The organism is Stenotrophomonas sp. 17(2023), assembly GCF_030345315.1.
Lineage (GTDB): Bacteria > Pseudomonadota > Gammaproteobacteria > Xanthomonadales > Xanthomonadaceae > Stenotrophomonas > Stenotrophomonas acidaminiphila.
Map to the genome: position 1 here is coordinate 1,066,386 of NZ_CP128405.1, position 22,062 is coordinate 1,088,447.

Sequence of the window (22,062 nt, forward strand, 5' to 3'; positions counted from 1 at the left end):
CGAGACCGCAGAAAGTGTCAGGCGTTTCGCATCCGACGCGCTGGCCATCGCCGGATGCGGCGTGGAAGGGGCAGGGTTCAAGCCCCGCGCGGGCCTACCGTGATCCACCAGCCGCCTGCGCCCCGGCGCACGGCGAGCGGGTAGATGGCTTCGAGCATCGCCAGGCTGCGCTCGATGTCGTCGAGCGGAAATGCGCCGGAAACGGCCAGTGCAGCCACCTCGGGGTCGCAGCGCAGGCGGCCGCTGCGGTAGCGCGCCAGTTCCCCGAGCAGCTCGCCCAGCGGCATGCGGTCGGCCGCGAGCATGCCGCCGACCCAGGCCGCCTGCGCAGGGTCGGCGTCGAGCGAAGCGCTGCAGCCATGGGCGTCGAACCATGCCAGTTGCCCGGCATTGACCATCCGGGTTGCCACGGTGGGCAGGCCGAAGCCCAGGCGGACGGCCCCTTCCAGCACCATGACCCGGTGGCGGTCGCCGAGGGCGCGGACTTCGAAACGGGTTGCCTGTGCCTGCAGGCTGCCGAAGGCGGTGCGTACCCGGAACGGGCGCGGCGGCGAGAGCGGATCGGCGGCGGCTTCCACCAGGATCCTGCCTTCGCGCAGGCGCACGCCGCGCGCGCTGGCGTCAAAACGCAGGTCCAGCGCGGTGGCGGTGTCCAGTTCGACCCGGCTGCCATCGGGCAGGCGCAGCTGGCGGCGCTCGCCGGTGGCGGTGCGCTGGTCGGCGCTCCAGTCGCCGCGCTGCCACAGTTGCCAGCCCAGCCAGCCGCCGGGGGCGGCGCTCGACAGCAGCGCCAGGTGCTTGATCGCATTGCGTCGCCCCGCGTTGGCCGGGCGGCCCAGCACCGGCAGGGCAATGGCAGGCGGTACCTGGCCGAAAAGGTCCTGCAGGCGCTCCACCCGGGCCCAGGCGCGGGCGTTGGCGGGCGATGCGCAGCGCCAGCGCTCGCAGGCCAGACGGTCGGCCTCGCTGCCGGCCCCGTCATGCAGGCGCAGCATCCACTCGGCGGCCTGCTCCAGCGCTGCCTGCTCCAGCGCGGCCGGTACCAGCGGGTCTTCCCGGTGCGGCGTGTCAGGGCACATGGGACAGGCAGCCGACGAGGGCGCGCTTCATGTGGCGCTTGACCGTACTCAGGGAGATGCCGAGCCGGCGGGCGATTTCCTCGTAGCCGATGCCTTCGAACTGCGCCAGCAGGAACACCTGGCGGGCATCGCCGGGCAGGCTGTCGAGCATGGCGTCGATCAGGTGCAGGGCCTCGCGGACCAGCGCCTGATGCTCGGCCGAGGGCATGCTTGGTTCGGGCAGTGCCGCCAGGCTTTCCAGATAGGCGCGCTCCAGCGATTGGCGGCGGCACCAGTTGGCCATCAGGCCCTTGGCGACGGTGGTCAGGTAGGCGCGCGGCTCCAGCACGCCCTGCAGGTCGCGCCCGGCCATCAGCCGCGCGAACGTATCCTGCGCGAGGTCGGCCGCGACTTCGCGACAGCCGAGCCGGCCGGCGAGCCAGCCGCGGAGCCATGCGTGATGGTCACGATAGAGCGTGACGAGGGTTTCGGATTGGGCCACCATGAGGGTCACGGGAAGTGGGACTGGGGCGCCTGTTCACCTTCCGGCGGCGTGGCCTGATCCGTTGGTCAATAACAATTGAGAATCGTTATCAATTATGGCGATGCTGCCGCTGCTTGACCAGCTTGGGCCGCTGACGGGTGCGATCGCCGGAGGGATTTCCACTGCGGCAGGGTGTGCGGGGACGGGGCCTTGGCGGCATGGGTGAAGCTTGCGGAGGGGCTAGGTGATTGCGCGGGATCAAAGGCGTCGCACCTGCCGTGTCCGATACTGGAAGGACGGGATGATTGCGGCTGAATGGCAGCCGGTGGCGGGCTTGAATCACACCGCCGCAACCGCATCTGAACGAGTATCGCCGGCGACGCCGGCCCCTGATTCGGGATGACCACCATGCGGATGGACAAGCTCACCTCCAACTTCCAGAAAGCCCTGGCCGATGCGCAGTCGCTGGCCGTGGGCCGCGACCACAACATCATCGAGCCGGTGCATGTGCTGGCCGCGCTGCTCGACCAGGCCGGTGGCAGCAGCCGGCCGCTGCTGGCCCAGGCCGGGGTCAACGTGCCGCTGTTGCGCGAGCGCCTGGGCGAGGCGCTGGACGCGCTGCCCAGGGTCTCCGGCCAGGCCGGCAACCTGTCCACGGGCAACGACCTCAGCCGCCTGCTCAACGCCACCGACAAGCTGGCCCAGCAGCACAACGACCAGTTCATCGCCAGCGAGTGGTTCCTGCTGGCCGCCACCGACGACGGCGGTGCGGCCGGCATGGCGCTGCGCGCGGCCGGTGCCGACAGGAAGAAGCTGGAAGCGGCGATCGACAAGCTGCGCGGCGGCGAGACCGTGCAGAGCGAGAACGCCGAGGAGCAGCGCCAGGCGCTGGAAAAGTACACCATCGACCTGACTGCGCGCGCCGAGAGCGGCAAGCTCGACCCGGTGATCGGCCGCGACGAGGAGATCCGCCGCACCATCCAGGTGCTGCAGCGCCGGACCAAGAACAACCCGGTGCTGATCGGCGAACCCGGCGTGGGCAAGACCGCCATCGTCGAGGGCCTGGCCCAGCGCATCGTCAACGACGAGGTGCCCGAGGGCTTGCGCGGCAAGCGCGTGCTGTCGCTGGACATGGGCGCGCTGATCGCCGGCGCCAAGTTCCGCGGCGAGTTCGAGGAGCGGCTCAAGGGCGTGCTCAACGACCTGGCCAAGAACGAGGGCCAGATCATCCTGTTCATCGACGAACTGCACACCATGGTCGGCGCCGGCAAGGCCGACGGTGCGATGGACGCGGGCAACATGCTCAAGCCGGCACTGGCGCGCGGCGAGCTGCACTGCATCGGTGCGACCACGCTGGACGAATACCGCCAGTACATCGAGAAGGACGCCGCGCTGGAGCGCCGCTTCCAGAAGGTGTTCGTCGGCGAGCCTTCGGTAGAGGACACCATCGCCATCCTGCGCGGGCTCAAGGAAAAGTACGCCGTGCACCACGGCGTGGAGATCACCGACCCGGCCATCGTCGCCGCGGCCACGCTGTCCAACCGTTACATCACCGACCGCCAGCTGCCGGACAAGGCCATCGACCTGATGGACGAGGCCGCCTCGCGCATCCGCATGGAGATCGACTCCAAGCCCGAGGAACTGGACCGCCTCGAGCGCCGCCTGATCCAGCTCAAGATCCAGCGCGAAATGCTGAAGAAGGAGAAGGACGAGGCATCGCAGAAGCGCCTGGCCGACCTGGAGGCGGACATCGACGGGCTGGAGCGCGAGTTCTCCGACCTCAACGAGATCTGGAAGTCGGAGAAGGCCGCGCTGCAGGGCACGACCCGGATCAAGGAACAGATCGAGCAGGCCCGGCTGGAGCTGGAGGCGGCGCAGCGCCGCCAGGATTTCGCGCGCATGAGCGAGATCCAGTACGGCCTGCTGCCCAACCTGGAAAAGCAGCTGGCGGCGGCGCAGGAAGTCGAGCGCAAGGATTTCAAGCTGGTGCAGGACCGGGTGACCGACGAGGAGATCGCCGAGGTGGTCGCGCGCTGGACCGGCATCCCGGTCAGCAAGATGCTCGAAGGCGAGCGCGACAAGCTGCTGCGCATGGAGCAGGTGCTGCACACCCGCGTGGTCGGCCAGGAAGAGGCGATCCGCGTGGTGTCCGATGCGGTGCGCCGTTCGCGTGCCGGCCTGTCCGACCCGAACCGTCCCAGCGGCTCGTTCCTGTTCCTGGGCCCCACCGGCGTGGGCAAGACCGAGCTGACCAAGGCGCTGGCCGATTTCCTGTTCGATTCGTCCGACGCGATGGTGCGTATCGACATGAGCGAGTTCATGGAGAAGCACAGCGTGGCGCGCCTGATCGGTGCGCCCCCGGGCTACGTCGGCTACGAGGAAGGCGGCTATCTCACCGAGGCGGTGCGCCGCCGCCCGTACAGCGTGATCCTGCTGGACGAGGTGGAGAAGGCGCACCCGGATGTGTTCAACATCCTGCTGCAGGTGCTCGACGACGGCCGCCTGACCGATGGCCAGGGCCGCACCGTGGACTTCCGCAACACCGTCATCGTGATGACCAGCAACCTCGGCTCGCACCAGATCCAGGAGATGAGCGGCGACGACTCGCCGGAGGCCTACATCCAGATGAAGGCGGCGGTGATGGGTGTGGTGCAGGCGCATTTCCGCCCGGAGTTCATCAACCGGCTGGACGACATCGTGGTGTTCCACCCGCTGGACAAGCAGCAGATCAAGCAGATCGCGCGGATCCAGATGCGCGGCCTGGAGAAGCGGCTGGGCGAGCGCGGGCTGAAGCTGGACGTGGCCGATTCGGCGTTCGACCTGCTGGGCAACGTCGGCTTCGACCCGGTGTATGGCGCGCGTCCGCTCAAGCGCGCGATCCAGCAGCAGCTCGAAAACCCGCTGGCGTCGAGGATCCTCGGCGGCGAGTTCGCCAGCGGCGACACCATCCACGTTGAGGCCGCTGGCGGCCAGCTGCGTTTCGCCAAGGGTTGATCGCGCCCGGTGGACACTCCGTACGCGGGGTGTCCACTCATGCCTGCGGATTATCGGCTGATCACCACGGATCAGCAGTAACCGTTGCAACCAGCGGCCATGGCCGGCATCGGCTCGGCTATGGTCATGGGCCACCCCCCGCATCGAGCCTGTGATGTCCACGCCGAACTGGAAGCCCGAAACCATCGCCGTGCATGGCGGCTACCGTCCCGACCCGACCACCCGTGCGGTGGCGGTGCCGATCTACCAGACCGTGGCCTATGCCTTCGACGACACCCAGCACGGCGCCGACCTGTTCGACCTGAAGGTCCAGGGCAACATCTACACCCGCATCATGAACCCCACCACCGACGTGCTGGAGCAGCGCATCGCCGCGCTCGAAGGTGGCGTCGGCGCGCTGGCACTGGCATCCGGGCAGGCGGCCATCACCTACGCGATCCAGACCATCGCCGAGGCCGGCGACAACATCCTGGCCTCCAGCGCGCTGTATGGCGGCACCTACAACCTGTTCGCGCATACGCTGCCGCAGTTCGGCATCCAGACCCGCTTCGCCGACTACCGCGATCCGCAGGCGTTCGCGGCGCTGATCGATGAGCGCACCAAGGCGGTGTTCGTCGAGTCCATCGGCAACCCGCGCGGCAACATCACCGACATCGAGGCCATCGCCGCGATCGCGCACGCGCATGGCGTGCCGGTGATCGTCGACAACACCGTGGCCACGCCCTACCTGTTGCGCCCGTTCGACTTCGGTGCCGACATCGTCGTGCATTCGCTGACCAAGTACCTGGGCGGGCATGGCACCAGCCTGGGCGGAGCGATCGTCGATTCCGGCCGCTTCCCCTGGGCCGAACACAGCCAGCGCTTCCCGCGGCTCAACACGCCGGACGTGAGTTACCACGGGGTGGTCTACACCGAGGCGCTGGGGCCGGCAGCCTACATCGGCCGCGCACGCGTGGTGCCGCTGCGCAACACCGGCGCGGCGATCTCGCCGTTCAACGCCTTCCAGATCCTGCAGGGCATCGAGACCCTGGCGCTGCGCATGGACCGGATCAACAGCAACACGCTGGCGGTCGCGTCCTTCCTGCAGCAGCACCCGAAGGTGGCGTGGGTGAACTACGCGGCGCTGCCCGACCACCCCGAGCATGCGCTGGTGCGCAAGTACCTGCGCGGGCACGGCTCGGGGGTGCTGACCTTCGGCCTGCCCGGCGGCCGCGAGGCCGGGGCGCGCTTCCTCGACGCACTGCAGCTGTTCACCCGGCTGGTCAACCTGGGCGACGCCAAGTCGCTGGCCACGCACCCGGCCTCCACCACCCATCGCCAGCTCGATGCGGCCGAGCTGGAGAAGGCCGGGGTGACGCTGGACACGGTGCGCCTGTCGGTCGGCATCGAACACATCGACGACCTGCTGGCCGACCTGGAACAGGCGCTGGCGCAGGCCTGAGCGCGGGAGTTCAACGGGCCCCCGCGCTCCCCGGGCGCGGGTGGCGCGCGTCCGCTGCGCCACCCGCCGCCGTGCATCGCGCAGGCGGCCTTACCAGGCGATGGTGAAGCGCTGGCGCAGGTGCCGCGGCTGTTCCAGCTCGTCGACCAGGGCCACGGCCAGGTCGGCCGGGCTGATGGTGCCGGGGCCGTCGGCGGCCATCAGCGGCGTGTCGCTGCCGGTGCGGTAGCGGCCGGTGCGTTCGGTCGGGCCGCCGTCGTGGAAGGCCACCGGCGGGCTGAGGAAGGTCCAGTCCAGGGTCGATTCGCCCTTCAGGTCTTCCAGCGCGTCGCGCGCGGCGCGGGCACCGTCATGGAACGCCGGCGGGAACGACGGCGTATCCACCAGCTGCACGCCGTCGGCGGTGTACAGGCTGCCGGCGCCGCCCACCACCAGGTAACGCTTCACCCCGGCGGCGCGGGTGCCGGCGACGATCGCCCGCGAGCCCTGCATGAAGTCGTGGTAGATGTCCGGGTTGCCCCAGCCGGCGTTGTAGGCGCTGAGCACCGCGTCGTTGCCGGCCACCGCGGCCTGTACCTGTGCGGCATCGCTCACGTCGGCGCGGACCACGCGCAGGCGTTCGCGCGCGGCGAGCTTGTCCGGGTGGCGGGCCAGCGCGGTGACCTCGTGGCCGCGCGACAGCAGTTCTTCGAGCAGGGCGCGGCCGACGAAGCCGGTGGCACCGATCAGGGCGACTTTCATGGCGATTCCTCGTGTGGATGGGAGGTCCACAGTGTCCTCCCCGCATGGTGGCGGCGGCAGTCTCCCGGGGCCACAATCACCTTGAAGCCACGCTTCACGATGGCACGGCGGCAGGAGGGGCGATGGAGAATCTCAGGCGCATGGCGCTGTTCGCGCAGGTGGTCCAGCACGGCTCCATGAGCGCCGCGGCGCGGGCGCTGGGCATGAGTACCTCGGCGATCAGCCAGCAGGTGCGCGCGCTGGAGCAGGAGGCTGGCGTCGCGCTGCTGCACCGCTCGACCCGGCAGCTGTCGCTGACCGACGTCGGCAGCCGCTACTACGCGGCCTGCGCGCGCCTGCTGGATGCCGCCGGCGAGGCCGCGGCCGAGCTGTCGGCGGCCCGCCACGCGCCCAGCGGCGAACTGCGCCTGTCCGCACCGCTGGGCATGGCCGACCATGTCGGGCCGGCACTGGGGGCGTGGCTGCGCGACAACCCGCAGCTGCGCCTGCACCTGCATTTCGAGGATGGCTGGACCGACCTGGTGCAGGCCCGGATCGACCTAGCGCTGCGCTTCGGCCAGTTGCCCGACAGCGACTGGATGGCGCAGCACCTGGGGACCCTGCAACGTTGGCCCTGCGCCGCGCCGGACTGGTTGCGGCGGCATGGCCCGCCGGCCGATCCGCTGCAGGTGCCGGCCGGCGAATGGCTGGGGCTGGCGCAGGTTCCGGGGCTGGCGTGGCGGCACCGCGCCTCGGGGCAGGAGCGGCGGGTGCCGGCGCATCCGCGCCTGGTCAGCCACAACCAGCCGGCAGTGCGCCAGCTGTGCGTGTCGGGACTGGGCGTGGCGGTACTGACCTGCCTGGACGTCATGCCGCTGCTGGCCGATGGCCGGCTGGTCCGGCTGCTGCCCGAATGGGACGTCCCGGCGCTGCCGGTGTGGGCGGTGACGCCGCACCGGCAGACCCAGCCGGCCAAGGTGCGCCAGGCGATCGAGCTGCTCGGCCGCTACCTGGCGGGCATACCCGGCGTTGGCGACAGCGGGGCCTGAGCAGCCCCGGCATCGCGGCCCCCTCAGCCGGCGGCGGTGCCTGCCCGCAGCGCGCGGTACGGCGGCGTGGCCATGACCATTTCCGCCAGCGAGTGCGCCAGTTCGCGCTCGGCCAGCACCGTGCCGTCGGCACCGTGCTCGAGCAGGTGCTTGACCTCGGCATCGCTGTGCGCGCGCGCCAGCAGGGTCAGGTTGGGGTTGATCGCGCGCAGCTTGGCCAGCGCTTCGCCGGCTTCCAGCGGCTGCGGGATGGCGAGGATGGCGATGCTGGCGCGTTCGGGATGGGCCTCGGCCAGCACCAGGTCGGCGGCGGCGCTGCCGCGGACGCCGGGGATGCCGGCGGCGTGCGCGCGCTCGACATGGTCGCGGTTGTCGTCGATCACCAGCACCGGCACGCCGCGATCGCGCAGCACCTGCGCGAGGGTGCTGCCGACCCGGCCGTAGCCGATGACGATGGCGTGGTCGTGCAGGTCCAGCGACGGTCCGGGCGGGATGTCCGGCGCTTCCGGCACCGGCAGGGTTTCCTTGTGCCGCGCCTGCCAGCGGTCGAGCAGGCCGAACACCAGCGGGTTGAGCATGATCGACACCAGCGCGCCGGCCAGCACCAGCGACTGCCCGGTGCCGGGCAGGATCTTCAGCGCCACGCCGAGCCCGGCGATGATGAAGGCGAATTCGCCGATCTGCGCCAGCGACGCGGAAATGGTCAGCGCCGTGGCCTTGGAATGGCCGAAGGCGCGCACGATGAAGAACGCCGCAGCCGACTTGCCGAACATGATGATCGCCACCGTGGCCAGCACCTGCCACGGGTGCTCGACCACGATCATCGGGTCGAACAGCATGCCCACCGAGACGAAGAACAGCACCGCGAACGCATCGCGCAGCGGCAGCGAATCGTGCGCCGCCTTGTGGCTCAGCTCCGACTCGTTGAGCATCATGCCGGCGAAGAACGCGCCCAGCGCGAACGACACCCCGAACAGCGCGGCCGCGCCGAACGCCACGCCCAGGGCGATGGCCAGCACCGCCAGGGTGAACAGTTCGCGCGAACCGGTGCCGGCGATGCGCTCCAGGATCCACGGGATCACCCGGCGCCCGACCAGCAGCATCACCGCCACGAACAGGCCCAGCTGCACGAAGGTCCAGCCGATCGACGCCAGCACGCTGCCGAGGCTGTGGCTGCGGCCCTGGGCCTCCGGGCCGAACACGCCGGCGATCACCGGCATCATCACCAGCGCCAGTACGCAGGCCAGGTCCTCGACGATCAGCCAGCCGACCGCGATCTTGCCGCGGGTGGTCTCCAGCAGGCGGCGTTCCTCCATCGCCCGCAGCAGCACCACGGTCGAGGCGGTGGCCAGCGAGAAGCCGAAGATCACCCCGTGCAGCGGCGGCCAGCCCATCAGCGTGGCCACCCCCCAGCCCAGCACCGTGGCCACCGCGATCTGGCCGATGGCCCCGGGAATGGCGATGGCCTTCACCGCCATCAGGTCCTTGAGCGAGAAATGCAGGCCGACGCCGAACATCAGCAGCATCACGCCGATCTCGGCCAACTGGTTGGCCAGCGCCTGGTCGGCGACGAAGCCCGGCGTGAACGGCCCGACCACCACCCCCGCGACCAGATAGCCCACCAGCGGCGACAGCCGCAGCCGGTTGGCCAGGGCGCCAAGCACGAAGGCCAGGCCCAGGCCGATGGCGATCATGTTGATCAGGGCGGTGTCATGGTGCATCGGAACTCGCAGGGGTGGGGGATGTGACGATTCTACGGGCGCGTCCGCCGCAGACAAGGAAACACCGCGCCGGATGCGGACGTGGCGCACGCAAAAAACAATGCCCCGGTTTCCCGGGGCATTGCGCGGAACATCCGCTGCGTCAGGCGCCGCTTACCATTTGTAGCCGATGCGGCCGTAGACGTAGGCGCCGTTGAAACCGGCCGGCGCATAGTTGCTGTAGGGCATCTGGCCCCAGGCGTTGACGCTGGTGAACGCGGGGTTGACCTTGTCCGGGTGCGAATCGAGCACGTTGTCCGCACCCACGGTCAGCGTCCACTGCGCGCTCGGCTTGAAGCTGGCCGACACGTCCATCACCCACTGCGGGTCGTAGCTCTGGTCGAACGCCGGGTTGGTCTGGCGCACGGTGAACCGGCCGTAGCGGGTGGCGTTCAGGCCCAGCACCCAGCGGTCCAGGGTCCAGGTGCCGCCGACGATGGCCTTGTCGCGCGGGAAGGCGTCTTCCAGGCGGCCGATCTCGTCGCGCGCCACCAGCGGCGTGGTCAGGCCCAGGCCGGTCAGCACGCCCGGCGACGGCGCCAGCCGCTTCACCTCGGTCTTGTTGTAGCTGTAGCTGGCGGTCAGGTCCAGGGCGCTGGCGGCCAGCGGGATGTTGTAGCTGCCGACCACGTCCACGCCGCGGGTGCGGGTGTCGGCGGCGTTGTTGAAGTAGCGGAAGGCGGTGACGTTGTTGATCCCCAGCGAGGTCAGCAGCGCGTTGGTCGCCGGATTGGTGTTGATGGTGGACGACAGCAGGATGCGGTCGTCGATGTCGATCTGGAACGCATCGATGGTCAGGTACAGGCGCTCGGCCGGCTGCAGCACCAGGCCCAGGCTGTAGGAGGTGGAGGTTTCCGCCTGCAGCGGCTTGGAACCCAGCGCCTTCGCCACGACGCTGGTGGCCGGGAAGGTGCCCGACTCGACGAACACGCCGTTGGAGTAGTTGCTGGTGATGACCTGGTAGCTCTGCTGGGCCAGCGACGGCGCGCGGAAGCCGTTGGAGACGGTGGCGCGCAGCGCCACCGTGTCGGTGAACGCATAGCGGGCCGAGAGCTTGCCCGAGGTCTTGCTGCCGAAGTCCGAGTAGTCCTCGTAGCGCACGGTGGCGCCGGTCGACAGCTTGTCGGTCAGGTCGGCCTCGAGGCCGGCATAGAGGGCGTAGTTGTGGCGGTCGGCGTGCACCGCGTTGATCGGGGTGAAGCCGCCGAAGCCCTGCGCGCCGCTGCCGAAATAGGAGTTCGGCTCGCCCGGCGACTGGTTCCACTTCTCCTGGCGGTACTCGGCGCCGAAGGACAGCGTCACCGGGTAGGCCAGGCCCCAGTCCAGCGCCTGCGAGAAATCGGCATTGACGATGTTGTGGGTGTACTCCAGCGCGCCGTCGCGGAAGCTGGTGGGGCTGTTGGCGCCCAGCGCGTAGTTCATGGTGTTGCGCGTGGCGAAGTCGATGCGGCTGTAGCCGTAGTTGTAGCTCACGTCCCAGTTGAAGCCGCCTTCGGTGCTGCCCTTCAGGCCGGCGACCAGCGAACGGTCCTTCAGGTACTGGTTGATCTCCGGCACGAAACCGTCGGGGTAGAGCAGCTTGGTCGCGGCGTTGTTGTTGCGCGAACGGTAGAACGCGAACGAGGTGATGTCGCGGTTGCTGGCGATGGCGGTGGCGTAGCCATGCAGGTTGTCGCTGAAATCGAAGCCGGCATTGGCCGACACCGCGCGGGTATCGACTTCCGGGTCGCCGACCACGAACGCCTTCACGCCCACGCCCGGCCAGTTGCCGGTGTTCGGGGTCGGGTTGCCTGGCAGGCCGTAGGCGTTGAACGGGCCGGCGCGGTTGGTGCGGTCCTGGTGCGAGAGCTGGCCGGCGAAATGCACCGTGCCGCGACCGTCGGCGAAGCTGACGCCGGTATCGCCGGAGAGCTGGTACTGCCTGCCGTCACCGGCCGAATACTGGCCCAGGTCCAGCGCCAGGCTGCCGCCCTTGCCGGCGCCCTTGAGCACGATGTTGACCACGCCGGCGATGGCGTCCGAGCCGTACTGGGCCGAGGCGCCGTCGCGCAGCACTTCCACGCGTTCGATCGCCGCCACCGGGATGGTGTTCAGGTCCACGGCCGAGGAACCGCGGCCCATGCTGCCGTTGACGTTGAGCTGGCCGGACAGGTGCCGGCGCTTGCCGTTGATCAGGATCAGCACCTGGTCCGGCGACAGCCCGCGCAGCTGCGCCGGGCGCACGCCGCTGGTGCCGTCGGTCAGTGCCGGGCGCGGGAAGTTGAGCGAGGGCAGGGCGCGCGACAGCGCGGTGGCCAGCTCGGTCGAGCCGGTGGCCTGCAGGACCTCGGGGGTGATGATGTCGATGGGCGACTGCGATTCGGCCACCGTGCGGTCGGCCACGCGGGTACCGGTGACGATCACGGTGTCGAGCGTCTGGGCGCCGGACTGGGCGAAGGCAGGGGCAACCGGGAGGCCGAGGGCGATGGCGACGGCAACGGCGAGCGTACTGGACTTGCGGTTCATCAGATTGCAGCTCCGGTATGAATGAGCGGCACCGGCGGCGACAGGATGTCCGTCACGAGGGGGCGTACGGTGCGTCATCATGGATTAATGGAATTTTTACGCGGTGTCAAATGCCGTTTGGCCCGCCTATGTCGTTGCTGCTGAAAGCATTTCGACCGAAAAGACGTGGCACCCGGCGGGGTTCGGGGGAGGGCATCCCGGCACGAAACCGATGCGAGGGAAGCGTCAGTCAAGTATTCGTTAACGCTAGAATCGCGTCGCAGGAATGTTGCTCAGGTGTACATTCCTTTTCGTTATAACGGACCCCCTCATGATTTCCCTTCGTAATTTCGCCCTGCGCCGGGGCGAGCGCCTGCTGTTGTCCAACGTCGACCTCACCCTGCATGCCGGCTACCGCGTGGGCGTGGTCGGGCGCAACGGCGCCGGCAAGTCCAGCCTGTTCGCCGCCGTGCGTGGCGAACTGGAAGCCGACAAGGGGGATGTGTCGCTGCCGGGCAGGATCCGCATCGCCGACGTGGCCCAGGAAACCCCGGCGCTGCCCGACCGCGCCATCGATTTCGTGCTGGGCGGCGACGACGTGGTGGCCGCGGTGCTGGCCGAGGAAGCCGCCGCGACCGCGCGCGAGGACTGGGAAGCCGTCGCCGACGCGCACCAGAAGATGGCCGAACTGGGCGCCTATGACGCCGAGGCGCGGGCCGGCAAGCTGCTGCATGGCCTGGGCTTCCCGGCCGAGACCCACGGCCGCCCGGTGGCCGCGTTCTCCGGTGGCTGGCGTGCGCGCCTGAACCTGGCGCGCGCGCTGATGATGCCCAGCGACCTGCTGCTGCTCGACGAACCGACCAACCACCTCGACCTGGACGCGGTGTACTGGCTTGAACAGTGGCTGCTCAAATACCCGGGCACGCTGCTGCTGATCTCGCACGACCGCGAGTTCCTCGACAACGTCGCCACCCACACCCTGCACCTGCACGGCGGCACCGCGCGGCTTTACACCGGCGGCTACACCGATTTCGAGCGCCAGCGTGCCGAACACCTGCGCCAGCAGCAGATCGCGCACGAGAAGGAGCAGGCCGAACGCGCCCACCTGCAGAGCTTCATCGACCGCTTCAAGGCGCAGGCCAGCAAGGCCACCCAGGCGCAGAGCCGCATGAAGCGCCTGGCCAAGATGACCGGCACCGAGGCGGTGCGTGCCGAGCGCGAGTTCCGCATCGAGTTCTCCGAGCCGGCCAAGCTGCCGTTCTCGCTGATCCGCCTGAACCACGTCGAGGCCGGCTATGGCCAGGACGCGGTGATCCTGAAGGACGTCGGCTTCGGCCTGGAGGCCGGCCAGCGCGTGGGCCTGCTCGGCCCGAACGGCGCCGGCAAGACCACCCTGGTCAAGACCCTGGTGGGCGACCTGCCGCCGCTGGCCGGCGAGCGCAGCGCGCACCCGGACATGAAGATCGGGTATTTCGCCCAGCACACGGTGGAGTCGCTGCGCGAGGGCGCCACGCCGATGGACCACTTCCGCGAGATCGACCCGGACGGCGTCAACCAGAATTTCCGCGACTTCCTCGGCAAGTGGAACTTCCCCGGCGACCGCGCGTTCGAGCCGGTGGACGGCTTCTCCGGCGGCGAGCGCGCGCGCCTGGCGCTGGCGCTGATCGCCTGGCAGCAGCCCAACGTGCTGCTGCTCGACGAACCGACCAACCACCTCGATCTTGAAATGCGCGAGGCGCTGGCCGAGGCCCTGAGCGTGTTCGAAGGCGCCATCGTCATGGTGTCGCACGACCGCCACCTGATCGGCCTGGTCTGCGACACCTTCTGGCGCGTGGCCGACGGCGTGGTCGAGCCGTTCGCCGGCGACCTCGACGAGTACGCCGCGTGGCTGCGCACCCGCGCCAGCGCGCAGGGCGCGCGCAGCAAGGCCGACCGCGCCGACAAGGGCGCAAAGCCGGCCGAACCGGCGCCTGCGCCGGTGGCCGCGCAGCCGGCACCGGCGAAGAAGCCGGTCAACCCGCACAAGCTGGAGGCGGCCGAGAAGAAGGTCGAGCAGCTGGGCGCGGCACTGGCCGACATCGACCGCCAGCTGGCCGACCCGGCCAACTACGCCGATGCGGCGAAGATGGGCCGGCTCGGCAGCGAGCGCGAGGTGCTCGCGCAGCAGCTGGAGCAGGCCGAAGCGGCGTGGATGGAACTGCTCGACTAGGGCGTGTCGTGCTGGGCGCGGGCCGGCGGCTACGCCTGGCCCTGCGCCTGCAGCCACAGGCGGAAACGCCTGAGCGGCTCGCGTTCGGCGCGCGAGCGCAGCCGGGTGAGCCAGTAGCGTCCCAGCACCAGGGTCTGCGCGAAGGGTTGCAGCAGGCGGCCGTCGGCCAGGTCCTGCTCGAACATGCGCAGCGGCAGCAGCGCCACCCCGGCGCCTGCGGCGGCGGCGCTGGCCAGTGCCAGCGAGGAGTCGAACACCGGGCCGCGTGGCTCCACCCCGACCACCCCGGCTGCCTGCAGCCAGCGCGGCCATTCGTCGTTGCGGTAGGAGCGCAGCAGCGGCACCGCGGCCAGGTCGCGTGGCTGTCGCAGGCGTCGCGCCAGCGACGGCGCGCATACCGGCGCGAACGGCGCGTCGACGATCGGCGTGCAGTCCTGGCCCTGCCAGTCGCCTTCGCCGAAGCGGATCGCCAGGTCCAGGCCCTCGCCGGCCAGGTCGATGCGGTTGTTGTGGGTCTGCAGGCGCAGCTCGATATCCGGATGCGCAGCCTCGAAATCGCCCAGCCGCGGCAGCAGCCAGCCGGTGGCGAAGGTCCCGACCACGCCCACCGTCAGCACCTCGCGGAAGCGGCCGCCGGCGAAACGGTCCAGGGCGATGGCGATGCGGTCGAAGGCGTCGGTGAGCACCGGGTGCAGCGCTGCGCCTTCGTCGGTGAGCGCCACCCCGCGCGGCAGGCGGTGGAACAGCGTGACCTGCAGGCGCTCTTCCAGGCTGCGGATCTGGTGGCTCAGCGCGGCCTGGCTGACGCACAGCTCCAGCGCCGCGCGGGTGAAATTGAGGTGGCGTGCGGCGGCCTCGAAGGCGCGCAGGGCGTTGAGCGGAAGCTGGGGGCGGATCATGCCTGAGCCATAACGACCGGTGATGGGTAATCGCATTATTCCCGGTATGGGTGCGTAAATCGGGGCTTTGACCCTTATTTATCTAATGGCTGCTGCTGGTTTTTCGCGCTGGTCGGGCGCTGTCGCCGCTTCCGATAATCGTGGCCATCCCCACCCACGGAGCGCGCCTGCATGATCGACCGCCGCCAGTTTCTCGCCCTCGGCGGTGCCGCGTGTGCCGGCATTGCCGCCGTGCCCCTGCTGGCCCGCGCCGTGTCTGCGCCGGCGGCGGCCGGCTTTGCCGCGCTGGAGGCCGAAAGCGGGGGGCGCCTGGGCGTGTGCCTGTGGCATCCGGCCAGCGGCGCGCGTTTCGGCCAGCGCATGGACGAACGTTTCCCGATGTGCAGCACCTTCAAGTTCCTGCTCGCGGCCGCGGTCCTGGAGCGGGCCGGGCGCGGCGCGCTGTCGCTGGACCAGCGGGTACCGGTGCGGGCGGCGGACCTGCTCGCCCATTCGCCGGTCACCGCGCGCCATGTCGGCAAGGACCTGGGCGTGCGCGACCTGTGCCGGGCGACGCTGACCACCAGCGACAACGCCGCGGCCAACCTGCTGCTGCCGCTGGTCGGCGGGCCGGCCGGGCTCACCGCCTTCCTGCGCGCGCAGGGCGATGCGGTCACCCTGGCGGCGCGCTACGAGCCGGACGCAAACCGCTTCGCGGCGGACGATCCGCGCGACACCACCAGCCCGGCGGCGATGGCCGGCAATCTGCAGCGCTTCGTGCTTGGCGATGCGCTGGCCCTGGCCGGGCGCCGGCAACTGGCCGACTGGCTGATCGACAACGAGACCGGCGACGCGCGGCTGCGCGCGGGGCTGCCACCGGGCTGGCGGGTGGGCGACAAGACCGGCAGCAACGGCCGCGACACCAGCAACGACATCGCCGTGCTGTGGCCGCGGCGCGGCGGTACGCCCTGGGTGCTGGCCGCTTTCCTGCAGGGGTCCACGCTGGACGACGCGGGTCGCGATGGCATCCTGCGCCGGGTCGGCGAACGGGCGGCCGCGTACCTGGGCTGAGCCGCGGCGGTGCGTCGGCGGCAGCGGCACGTGTACCCTGTGCGCCAGTTGGGGAAAGGAAACCGCGCGCATGAGCCGCGAGCTGGTCTACCTGTTGTTGATCTTCGCGCTGCTGGTGATTCCGCGCGCACTGCAGCGCTTCTGCGTACCGGCGCCGCTGACCTGCCTGGTGTTCGGCATCGGCGTGATGCTGTGGCTGGGCGATGGCGCGCACGACCCGGTGGTGGGGCTGCTGGCCACGCTGGGCATTTCCTCGTTGTTCCTGTTCGCCGGCCTCGAGGTGGATTTGAAGGACCTGCGGCGCGGCATGTGGCCATTGCTGGTGCACCTGCTGATCCGCAGCCTGACCCTGGCCGGCGTGGCCTGGCTGGGGTGGCGCTACGGCGGCCTGCAGTGGCAGGCGGCGGGCCTGCTGGCGCTGGCGCTGCTGACCCCGTCGACCGGCTTCATCATGGATTCGCTCGCGCGCCTGGGCCTGGACGAGGCGGAACGGTTCTGGGTGAGCAGCAAGGCCATCGCCGGCGAACTGCTGGCGCTGGCGGCGCTGTTCGTGGTGCTGCAGGCCGGCGATCCCGCGCACATGGCGCTGTCCAGCCTGGTGCTGCTGGCGATGATGGTGGGCCTGCCGCTGCTGTTCGTCGGCCTCGGCCGCTGGGTGGCGCCGCATGCGCCGGGCTCGGAGTTCTCGCTGCTGGTGATGGTCGGCCTGCTCGCGGCCTACATCACCTATTCGCTGGGCGTGTACTACCTGGTGGGCGCCTTCATCGCCGGGCTGGTCGCGCGCCTGCTGCAGCAGCGCATGCCGCTGCTGGCCTCGCACGAGAACCTGCACGCGCTGCGCCTGTTCGCCTCGTTCTTCGTTCCGTTCTATTTCTTCAACGCCGGTACCAAGGTGCCCGGCGACGCGCTCAGCTTCGAGGCGCTGGGGCTGGGCGTGGTGATCACCCTGGTCGTGCTGCCGCTGCGCATCGCGGTGGTCTGGCTGCAGCGGCGGGTGCTGTTCGGCGAGAGTTTCATGTCCAGCCTGCGGGTGTCGCTGGCGCTGTCGCCGACCCTGATCTTCACCCTGGTGCTGGCCGGCATCATGCGCGAACGCTTCGACGCCCCGGCGGTGCTGTACGGTGCGCTGCTGCTGTATGCGGCGTTGAACACGCTGCTGCCGTCGCTGGTGCTGCGTGCGCCGCTGGGCGTGGATCCGCTGGGCAAGGACGCCGCGCACGACGTGGCGGTGGCCGAGCCGGCGCCGGTGCCGCCACGCAGCGCCGAACCGGCGGTGATCGATGCCGCCCGGCCGCCTTCCGGCTAGGCCGCGCGCCGCGGCTATGATCCGCTCCCGGGAGCCGCCGCACCATGGGCGGCATGTCGACCGGGGCGGGTGAGTGGATAGCGACAACTGGCAGCGCGTGCGTGAACTTTTCGATGCGGTCTGCGACCTGCATCCCTCGCAGTGGCGGACCGAACTGGCGCGCATGAGCGCCGACCCGGCGGTGGTCGCCGAAACCCTGGAACTGCTGCAGGCGCAGACCGTGGACCTGTCCCGCGCACAGTCGCCGCTGCGCGGCCTGCGTGCGGCCGGCGCGCAGGTCGAGCAGGGCGAAGGCGAGCGGCTGGGGCCGTGGCGGTTGTGCGAGCGCCTGGCCAGCGGCGGCATGGGCGTGGTGTTCCGTGCCGAGCGCGCCGACGGCCTGTACGCGCAGGAGGTGGCGGTCAAGGTCCTGCATGCCGCGCCCGACCCGCGCATCGCCGAGCGCCTGGCCGCGGAGCGGCGCATCCTCGCCGGGCTGCAGCACCCCAACATCGCGCGCCTGTACGACGGCGGCACCACGCCCGGTGGCCAGCCCTATCTGGTGATGGAGTACGTCCGCGGGCAGGCGCTGGACGTCCATTGCCGGCAACGTCGCCTCGACCTGCGCCAGCGGCTGGCGCTGTTCCTGAAGGTGTGCGCGGCGGTGCAGGCCGCGCATGCGCGGCTGGTGCTGCACTGCGACCTCAAGCCGGCCAACATCCTGGTGCGAGCCGACGGCGAGCCGGTACTGCTGGACTTCGGCATCGCGCGGCTGATCGAGAACGACGGCAGCCCGGGCCGCCAGCCGTTCTTCACCCCCGGCTATGCGGCGCCCGAGCTGCGCGCGGGCGAACCCGAGGGCATGGCCAGCGACGTCTACAGCCTGGGCATCGTGCTGGCCGGGCTGCTGGCCGCGCAGGATGCCGCGCGCGGCCCGGCGGCGGGGCAGGCGCCATTGCCGCCGAGCCGCCTGGCCGATGCGCGCTGCGCCTGGCGCGGCGCGTTGCGCGGCGACCTGGACGCGATCGCCATGCGCGCGGTGGCCGCCGCGGCGCCGGCGCGCTACGCCTCGGTGGAGGCGCTCGCGGCCGATGTCCGCCGCTACCTCGAGCACCGGCCGGTGCTGGCCCGCGGCGGCGGCGGGTTCTACCGCGGCGGGCGCTGGCTGCGGCGCAACTGGAAGGGCGCCGCGGCGCTGGCCGGTGTCCTGCTGCTGGTGGGCGCTTTCGTCTGCTGGCTGGCCGAGGCCCGCGCCGAGGCCGAGCGCCAGGCGCAGGTCGCCGAACAGGTGAGCGCGTTCCTGGTGTCGATGTTCGAAGCCGCCGACCCGCGCGAAAAGGGCGCGCGTGCCGGCGACGACATCAGCGCACGCGAGGTGCTCGACCGCGCCGCGGCGCGTGTGGACGCCGAGCTTGAGGCATCGCCCGAGGTGCAGGCCCGGCTCAAGGGCGTGATCGGGCTGGCCTACCGCAACATGGGCGACCTGAAGCGCGCCAACCCGATGATGCGCGCCTCTGCCGAGGCGCTGGCCGCGCGCGGTGGCACGCGCAACATCGACGAGGCCGCACGCCAGTTCAACCTGCTGGCCGGCAGCCATGCCAACAACCGCGACGGCCGCGAGGGCGAGGCGCTGGCGCGGCGCGCCCTGGCCCTGCTCGGGCAGCAGCCGGCGGACAGCTTCCGGGTCGCCCAGTCCTACAACTCGCTGGGGCTGTCGCTGCTGTCCGAGCAGCGCTACGGCGAAGCGGAGGCGGCCTTCAGGCAGGCATTGCAGCGGCATGAACTGGCGCGCCGCGAGCAGTTCATCGGCGTGACCCTGGACAACCTCGGCATGATGTACCGGCGCAAGGGCGAACTGGCCGCGGCGGCGGCGATGTTCGAGCGTTCGACGCCGATCTTCCTGCGCATGTTCGGACCGACGTCGTTCGACTACTGGTCCAGCCACAGCGAGCGCAGCCTGGTGCTGCTCGACCAGGGACGGCTGGACGAGGCCATCGCCGCGTTCGAGGCCAACCTGGTGCGCGCGCCGCGCATCTTCGGCGAGCGCAGCGTGTACTACGTCAGCGAAAACAACCGCCTGGCCGGTGCGCTGATCCGCAGGGGCGACTACCTGCGCGCCGACGGGCATGTGCGTACCGCGCTGCGGCTGTCGGCCGAGGTGATGGGCAAGGACAGTTTCAACTACTCGGCGATGCTGGAAACGGCGGCGCAGCTGGCCGAGGCCCGTGACGACCCGGCAGCCGCCGAGGCGGCGTGGCGCGAGGCGCTGGCGGTACGCCGCGCGGCGATCGGCGACGGGCACCCGGACACGCTCGACCTGGAATTGCAGCTGGGGTTGTTGCTGGCCCGCCACGGCCACGCCGAAGGCGATGCGCTGGTGCGGCATGCGCACGCGGCGTGGTTGCCGCGGATCCCCGCCGGCAGCGCCAATGGCCTGCGCGTGCGCCAGGGCTGGGCGGAATGGCTGCTGTTGAAGGACCGCCGCGACGACGCCCGGGCGGCGCTGGCGGCGATGGCCGCCGAGGCCGCGGCGGCCAGTCCGGAGACCGCACTGCGCCAGCAGGTGCTGCAGGCCATGGCGCTGCAGCGCGAAGGCGATGCGGCGGCCGTCGCTGCATGGCGCGAGGTGGTGGCCGCGAGCGCGCGCCTGTCCGGTGCCGATTCGGCGCGGACGGCGCGCTGGCGGCTGGCCCTGGCCGGGGCGCTGGCCGCGGCCGGCGGGCGTGGTGAGCAGGAGTCGGCGCGGGCGGCGCCGGTACTGCGCGCGCAACTGGCCGCCAGCAGCCCGCTGCTGCGCGAGCTGCCGCCGTCGCGGTGACGCGCCGGCGCGGCTTGCCGCCACCGGACGCAGCGGTTAGGGTCGGGGCATGAAGCGCTCTTTCCTCGCAGGTCTCCTGCCGCTGTTGCTCGCTCCGCCGGTGTCCATGGCGGCACCGGCTCCCTCCGCCGCCGATACCGGCGCTGCCGGGTTCCTGGCGGCCCTGGCCCAGCATTGCGGGCAGGCCTTCGCCGGCCGCGTGGTGGCCAACCAGCCGGCGAGCGCCACGCCCGATCCCTTCGAAGGCCAGGTGCTGGTGATGCACGTGCGCGGGTGCGATGCGCCGGCGCAGGAGCTGCGCGTGCCGTTCCATGTCGGCGAGGACCGTTCGCGGACCTGGGTGCTGACCCGCGTCGGCGATCGCCTGCGGCTCAAGCACGATCACCGCCATGCCGATGGCAGCCAGGACAAGGTCACCCTCTACGGCGGCGATACCCATGAGCCGGGGACCGCGCAACGGCAGGCGTTCCCGGTGGACGCCGAGTCGGTGGCGATGTTCCAGCGCGAGGGCCTGGCCGGGTCGGTGCGCAACACCTGGGCGATGGAAGTCGAGCCGGGGCGGCGCTTCCTGTACGAACTGTCGCGACCGGACGGGCGCCTGTTCCAGGTCGAGTTCGACCTCACCCGGCCGGTGGCGGCACCGCCGCCGCCGTGGGGCGCCGATGCCGCCGCCACGGAAAAGGGCGCCTGACCGGCGCCCTTCGGTTCCAGCCCGACAGCCGCCCTCAGCGTGCGCCGAAGCGCGCGCGGCAGCCGCCGTTCACCCATACGCTGTTGCCGTTGTAGCCCCAGTTGCGGCCTTCCACGCACTGGGTCCGGGACAGCTGCTGGATCAGTACCGGGCGGCCCTGGCGGCGTTCCCAGGCGCAGGAGCGCATGCGGTTGTCTTCGCTGCTGCACTCGATGCTGTAGTTGGAACCGCCCCAGTTGCCATTGCCACCGCCGCCCCAGCCGCCTCCGCGGCCTTCGGCGAACTCGGCGCGGCAACCGTCGCTGACCCAGATCGCGCCGTTGCTGCTGCCCCAGCTGCGGCCTTCGATGCATTGCGACTTGGACAACTGCCGCACCAGCGTGGCGCGGCGCCAGTCGGTGCGGCACACGCGCTGGCGGTTGTCGTTGCTCTCGCAGCGGATGGTGTCGCCGTTGCCGGCATTGCCACCGCCCCAGCCGCCGCCCCAGTTGCCGCCGCGGCCTTCGGCGAACTCGGCGCGGCAGCCATTGTCGACCCACACGCTGCCGTTGCCGCTGCCCCAGTTGCGGCCTTCCACGCACTGGGTGTTGGACAGCTGGCGCACCAGCACCGCGCCGCGCCAGCCGGTGTTGCACACGCGCTGGCGGTTGTCGTTGCTCTCGCAGCGGATGGTGTCGCCGTTGCCGCCCCAGTTGCCGTTGCCGCCGCCGTTGCTCCAGCCGCCGCGACCCGGGCCGAAGTCGGCGCGGCAGCCGTTGCCGACCCACACCGTGCCATCGCGGCTGCCCCAGTTCTGTCCCTCGATGCAGCGGGTGCTGGACAGCTGGCGGACGATGATGGCGTCGCGCCAGCCGGTATTGCAGACCTGCTGGCGGTTGTTGATGCTCTCGCAGCGCACTGCCGCCACGGTGCCGGGGCCGTTGCCATAGGGCGACTGCGCGGCGGCGCTGGTGGCGAGCAGGGCGCCGGGCAGGAGGGCGGTGAGTCCGGCGAGCAGAAGCGGGCGGTTCATGGCGGCGTCCCTGTTCAGGTTTGGATGGGCGAACTATAGGAAGAGTCTGGCTTAAGCGGGCGTGACTGCGCCGCGGATTTGCTCCGCTCGCCGGCCGGCCGCAAAATA

Annotated in this window: 15 protein-coding genes; 8 read left to right on the top strand and 7 right to left on the bottom strand. The window is 70.7% G+C overall.

Annotation, left to right across the window (positions count from 1 at the left end):
• Positions 1-77: 77 nt before the first annotated feature.
• Positions 78-1,079 (bottom strand): FecR family protein, encoded by a 1,002-nt coding sequence (locus QQA12_RS04755; RefSeq protein WP_226050176.1) that lies wholly within the window; start codon positions 1,077-1,079, stop codon positions 78-80.
• Entirely contained in the window at positions 1,069-1,563 is a 495-nt protein-coding gene (locus QQA12_RS04760) for a sigma-70 family RNA polymerase sigma factor (protein ID WP_226050175.1), read from the bottom strand. The genes QQA12_RS04755 and QQA12_RS04760 overlap by 11 nt, the downstream gene beginning before the upstream one ends.
• 387 nt (positions 1,564-1,950) lie before the next feature.
• On the opposite strand from QQA12_RS04760, the gene clpB reads away from it, so the two are divergent.
• A complete protein-coding gene (gene clpB, locus QQA12_RS04765; RefSeq protein WP_226050283.1) occupies positions 1,951-4,536 on the top strand; it encodes an ATP-dependent chaperone ClpB in 2,586 nt (861 codons plus the stop codon).
• A gap of 154 nt (positions 4,537-4,690) precedes the next feature.
• Complete coding sequence (locus tag QQA12_RS04770) at positions 4,691-5,977, top strand: aminotransferase class I/II-fold pyridoxal phosphate-dependent enzyme (RefSeq protein WP_226050174.1); 1,287 nt, start codon at positions 4,691-4,693, stop codon at positions 5,975-5,977.
• 90 nt (positions 5,978-6,067) lie between these two features.
• Here the strand turns inward: QQA12_RS04770 and QQA12_RS04775 are convergent, their stop codons facing one another.
• On the bottom strand, positions 6,068-6,718 hold the full coding sequence (locus QQA12_RS04775) for an NAD(P)-dependent oxidoreductase (protein ID WP_054663863.1): 651 nt from the start codon (positions 6,716-6,718) through the stop codon (positions 6,068-6,070).
• A gap of 122 nt (positions 6,719-6,840) precedes the next feature.
• On the opposite strand from QQA12_RS04775, the gene QQA12_RS04780 reads away from it, so the two are divergent.
• Positions 6,841-7,746, top strand: coding sequence for a LysR family transcriptional regulator (locus tag QQA12_RS04780; protein WP_226050173.1), 906 nt, complete (start codon positions 6,841-6,843; stop codon positions 7,744-7,746).
• Positions 7,747-7,769: 23 nt separating this feature from the next.
• Here QQA12_RS04780 and ybaL read toward each other — a convergent pair whose 3' ends face one another.
• Together ybaL and QQA12_RS04790 are read right to left on the bottom strand one after the other, a co-directional pair.
• Complete coding sequence (gene ybaL, locus QQA12_RS04785; protein ID WP_226050172.1) at positions 7,770-9,467, bottom strand: YbaL family putative K(+) efflux transporter; 1,698 nt, start codon at positions 9,465-9,467, stop codon at positions 7,770-7,772.
• Between the two features lie 153 nt (positions 9,468-9,620).
• On the bottom strand, positions 9,621-12,011 hold the full coding sequence (locus QQA12_RS04790) for a TonB-dependent receptor (protein WP_226050171.1): 2,391 nt from the start codon (positions 12,009-12,011) through the stop codon (positions 9,621-9,623).
• A 310-nt stretch (positions 12,012-12,321) separates the two neighbouring features.
• Here QQA12_RS04790 and QQA12_RS04795 point away from each other — a divergent pair, with 310 nt between their 5' ends.
• Positions 12,322-14,199, top strand: a complete 1,878-nt coding sequence (locus QQA12_RS04795) for an ATP-binding cassette domain-containing protein (RefSeq protein ID WP_056931841.1) — start codon at positions 12,322-12,324, stop codon at positions 14,197-14,199.
• A 29-nt stretch (positions 14,200-14,228) separates the two neighbouring features.
• Here the strand turns inward: QQA12_RS04795 and QQA12_RS04800 are convergent, their stop codons facing one another.
• On the bottom strand, positions 14,229-15,098 hold the full coding sequence (locus QQA12_RS04800) for a LysR substrate-binding domain-containing protein (RefSeq protein ID WP_056931840.1): 870 nt from the start codon (positions 15,096-15,098) through the stop codon (positions 14,229-14,231).
• 171 nt (positions 15,099-15,269) lie between these two features.
• Here QQA12_RS04800 and bla point away from each other — a divergent pair, with 171 nt between their 5' ends.
• The 4 genes from bla to QQA12_RS04820 all read left to right on the top strand — a co-directional run bounded on the left by bla (position 15,270) and on the right by QQA12_RS04820 (position 20,942).
• Positions 15,270-16,148 carry a class A beta-lactamase gene (gene bla, locus QQA12_RS04805; RefSeq protein WP_226050170.1) on the top strand — a complete coding sequence of 293 codons (879 nt, stop codon included), beginning with the start codon at positions 15,270-15,272 and terminating at the stop codon, positions 16,146-16,148.
• 70 nt (positions 16,149-16,218) lie between these two features.
• A complete protein-coding gene (locus QQA12_RS04810) occupies positions 16,219-17,454 on the top strand; it encodes a cation:proton antiporter (protein ID WP_226050169.1) in 1,236 nt (411 codons plus the stop codon).
• A 97-nt stretch (positions 17,455-17,551) separates the two neighbouring features.
• The gene (locus QQA12_RS04815; protein WP_289211197.1) at positions 17,552-20,251 is read left to right on the top strand and encodes a serine/threonine-protein kinase; all 2,700 of its coding nucleotides are present in this window, start codon (positions 17,552-17,554) and stop codon (positions 20,249-20,251) included.
• 106 nt (positions 20,252-20,357) lie between these two features.
• On the top strand, positions 20,358-20,942 hold the full coding sequence (locus QQA12_RS04820) for a hypothetical protein (RefSeq protein ID WP_226050282.1): 585 nt from the start codon (positions 20,358-20,360) through the stop codon (positions 20,940-20,942).
• A 34-nt stretch (positions 20,943-20,976) separates the two neighbouring features.
• Here the strand turns inward: QQA12_RS04820 and QQA12_RS04825 are convergent, their stop codons facing one another.
• Positions 20,977-21,954 carry a DUF3011 domain-containing protein gene (locus tag QQA12_RS04825; RefSeq protein WP_226050167.1) on the bottom strand — a complete coding sequence of 326 codons (978 nt, stop codon included), beginning with the start codon at positions 21,952-21,954 and terminating at the stop codon, positions 20,977-20,979.
• Between the last annotated feature and the right edge of the window lie 108 nt (positions 21,955-22,062).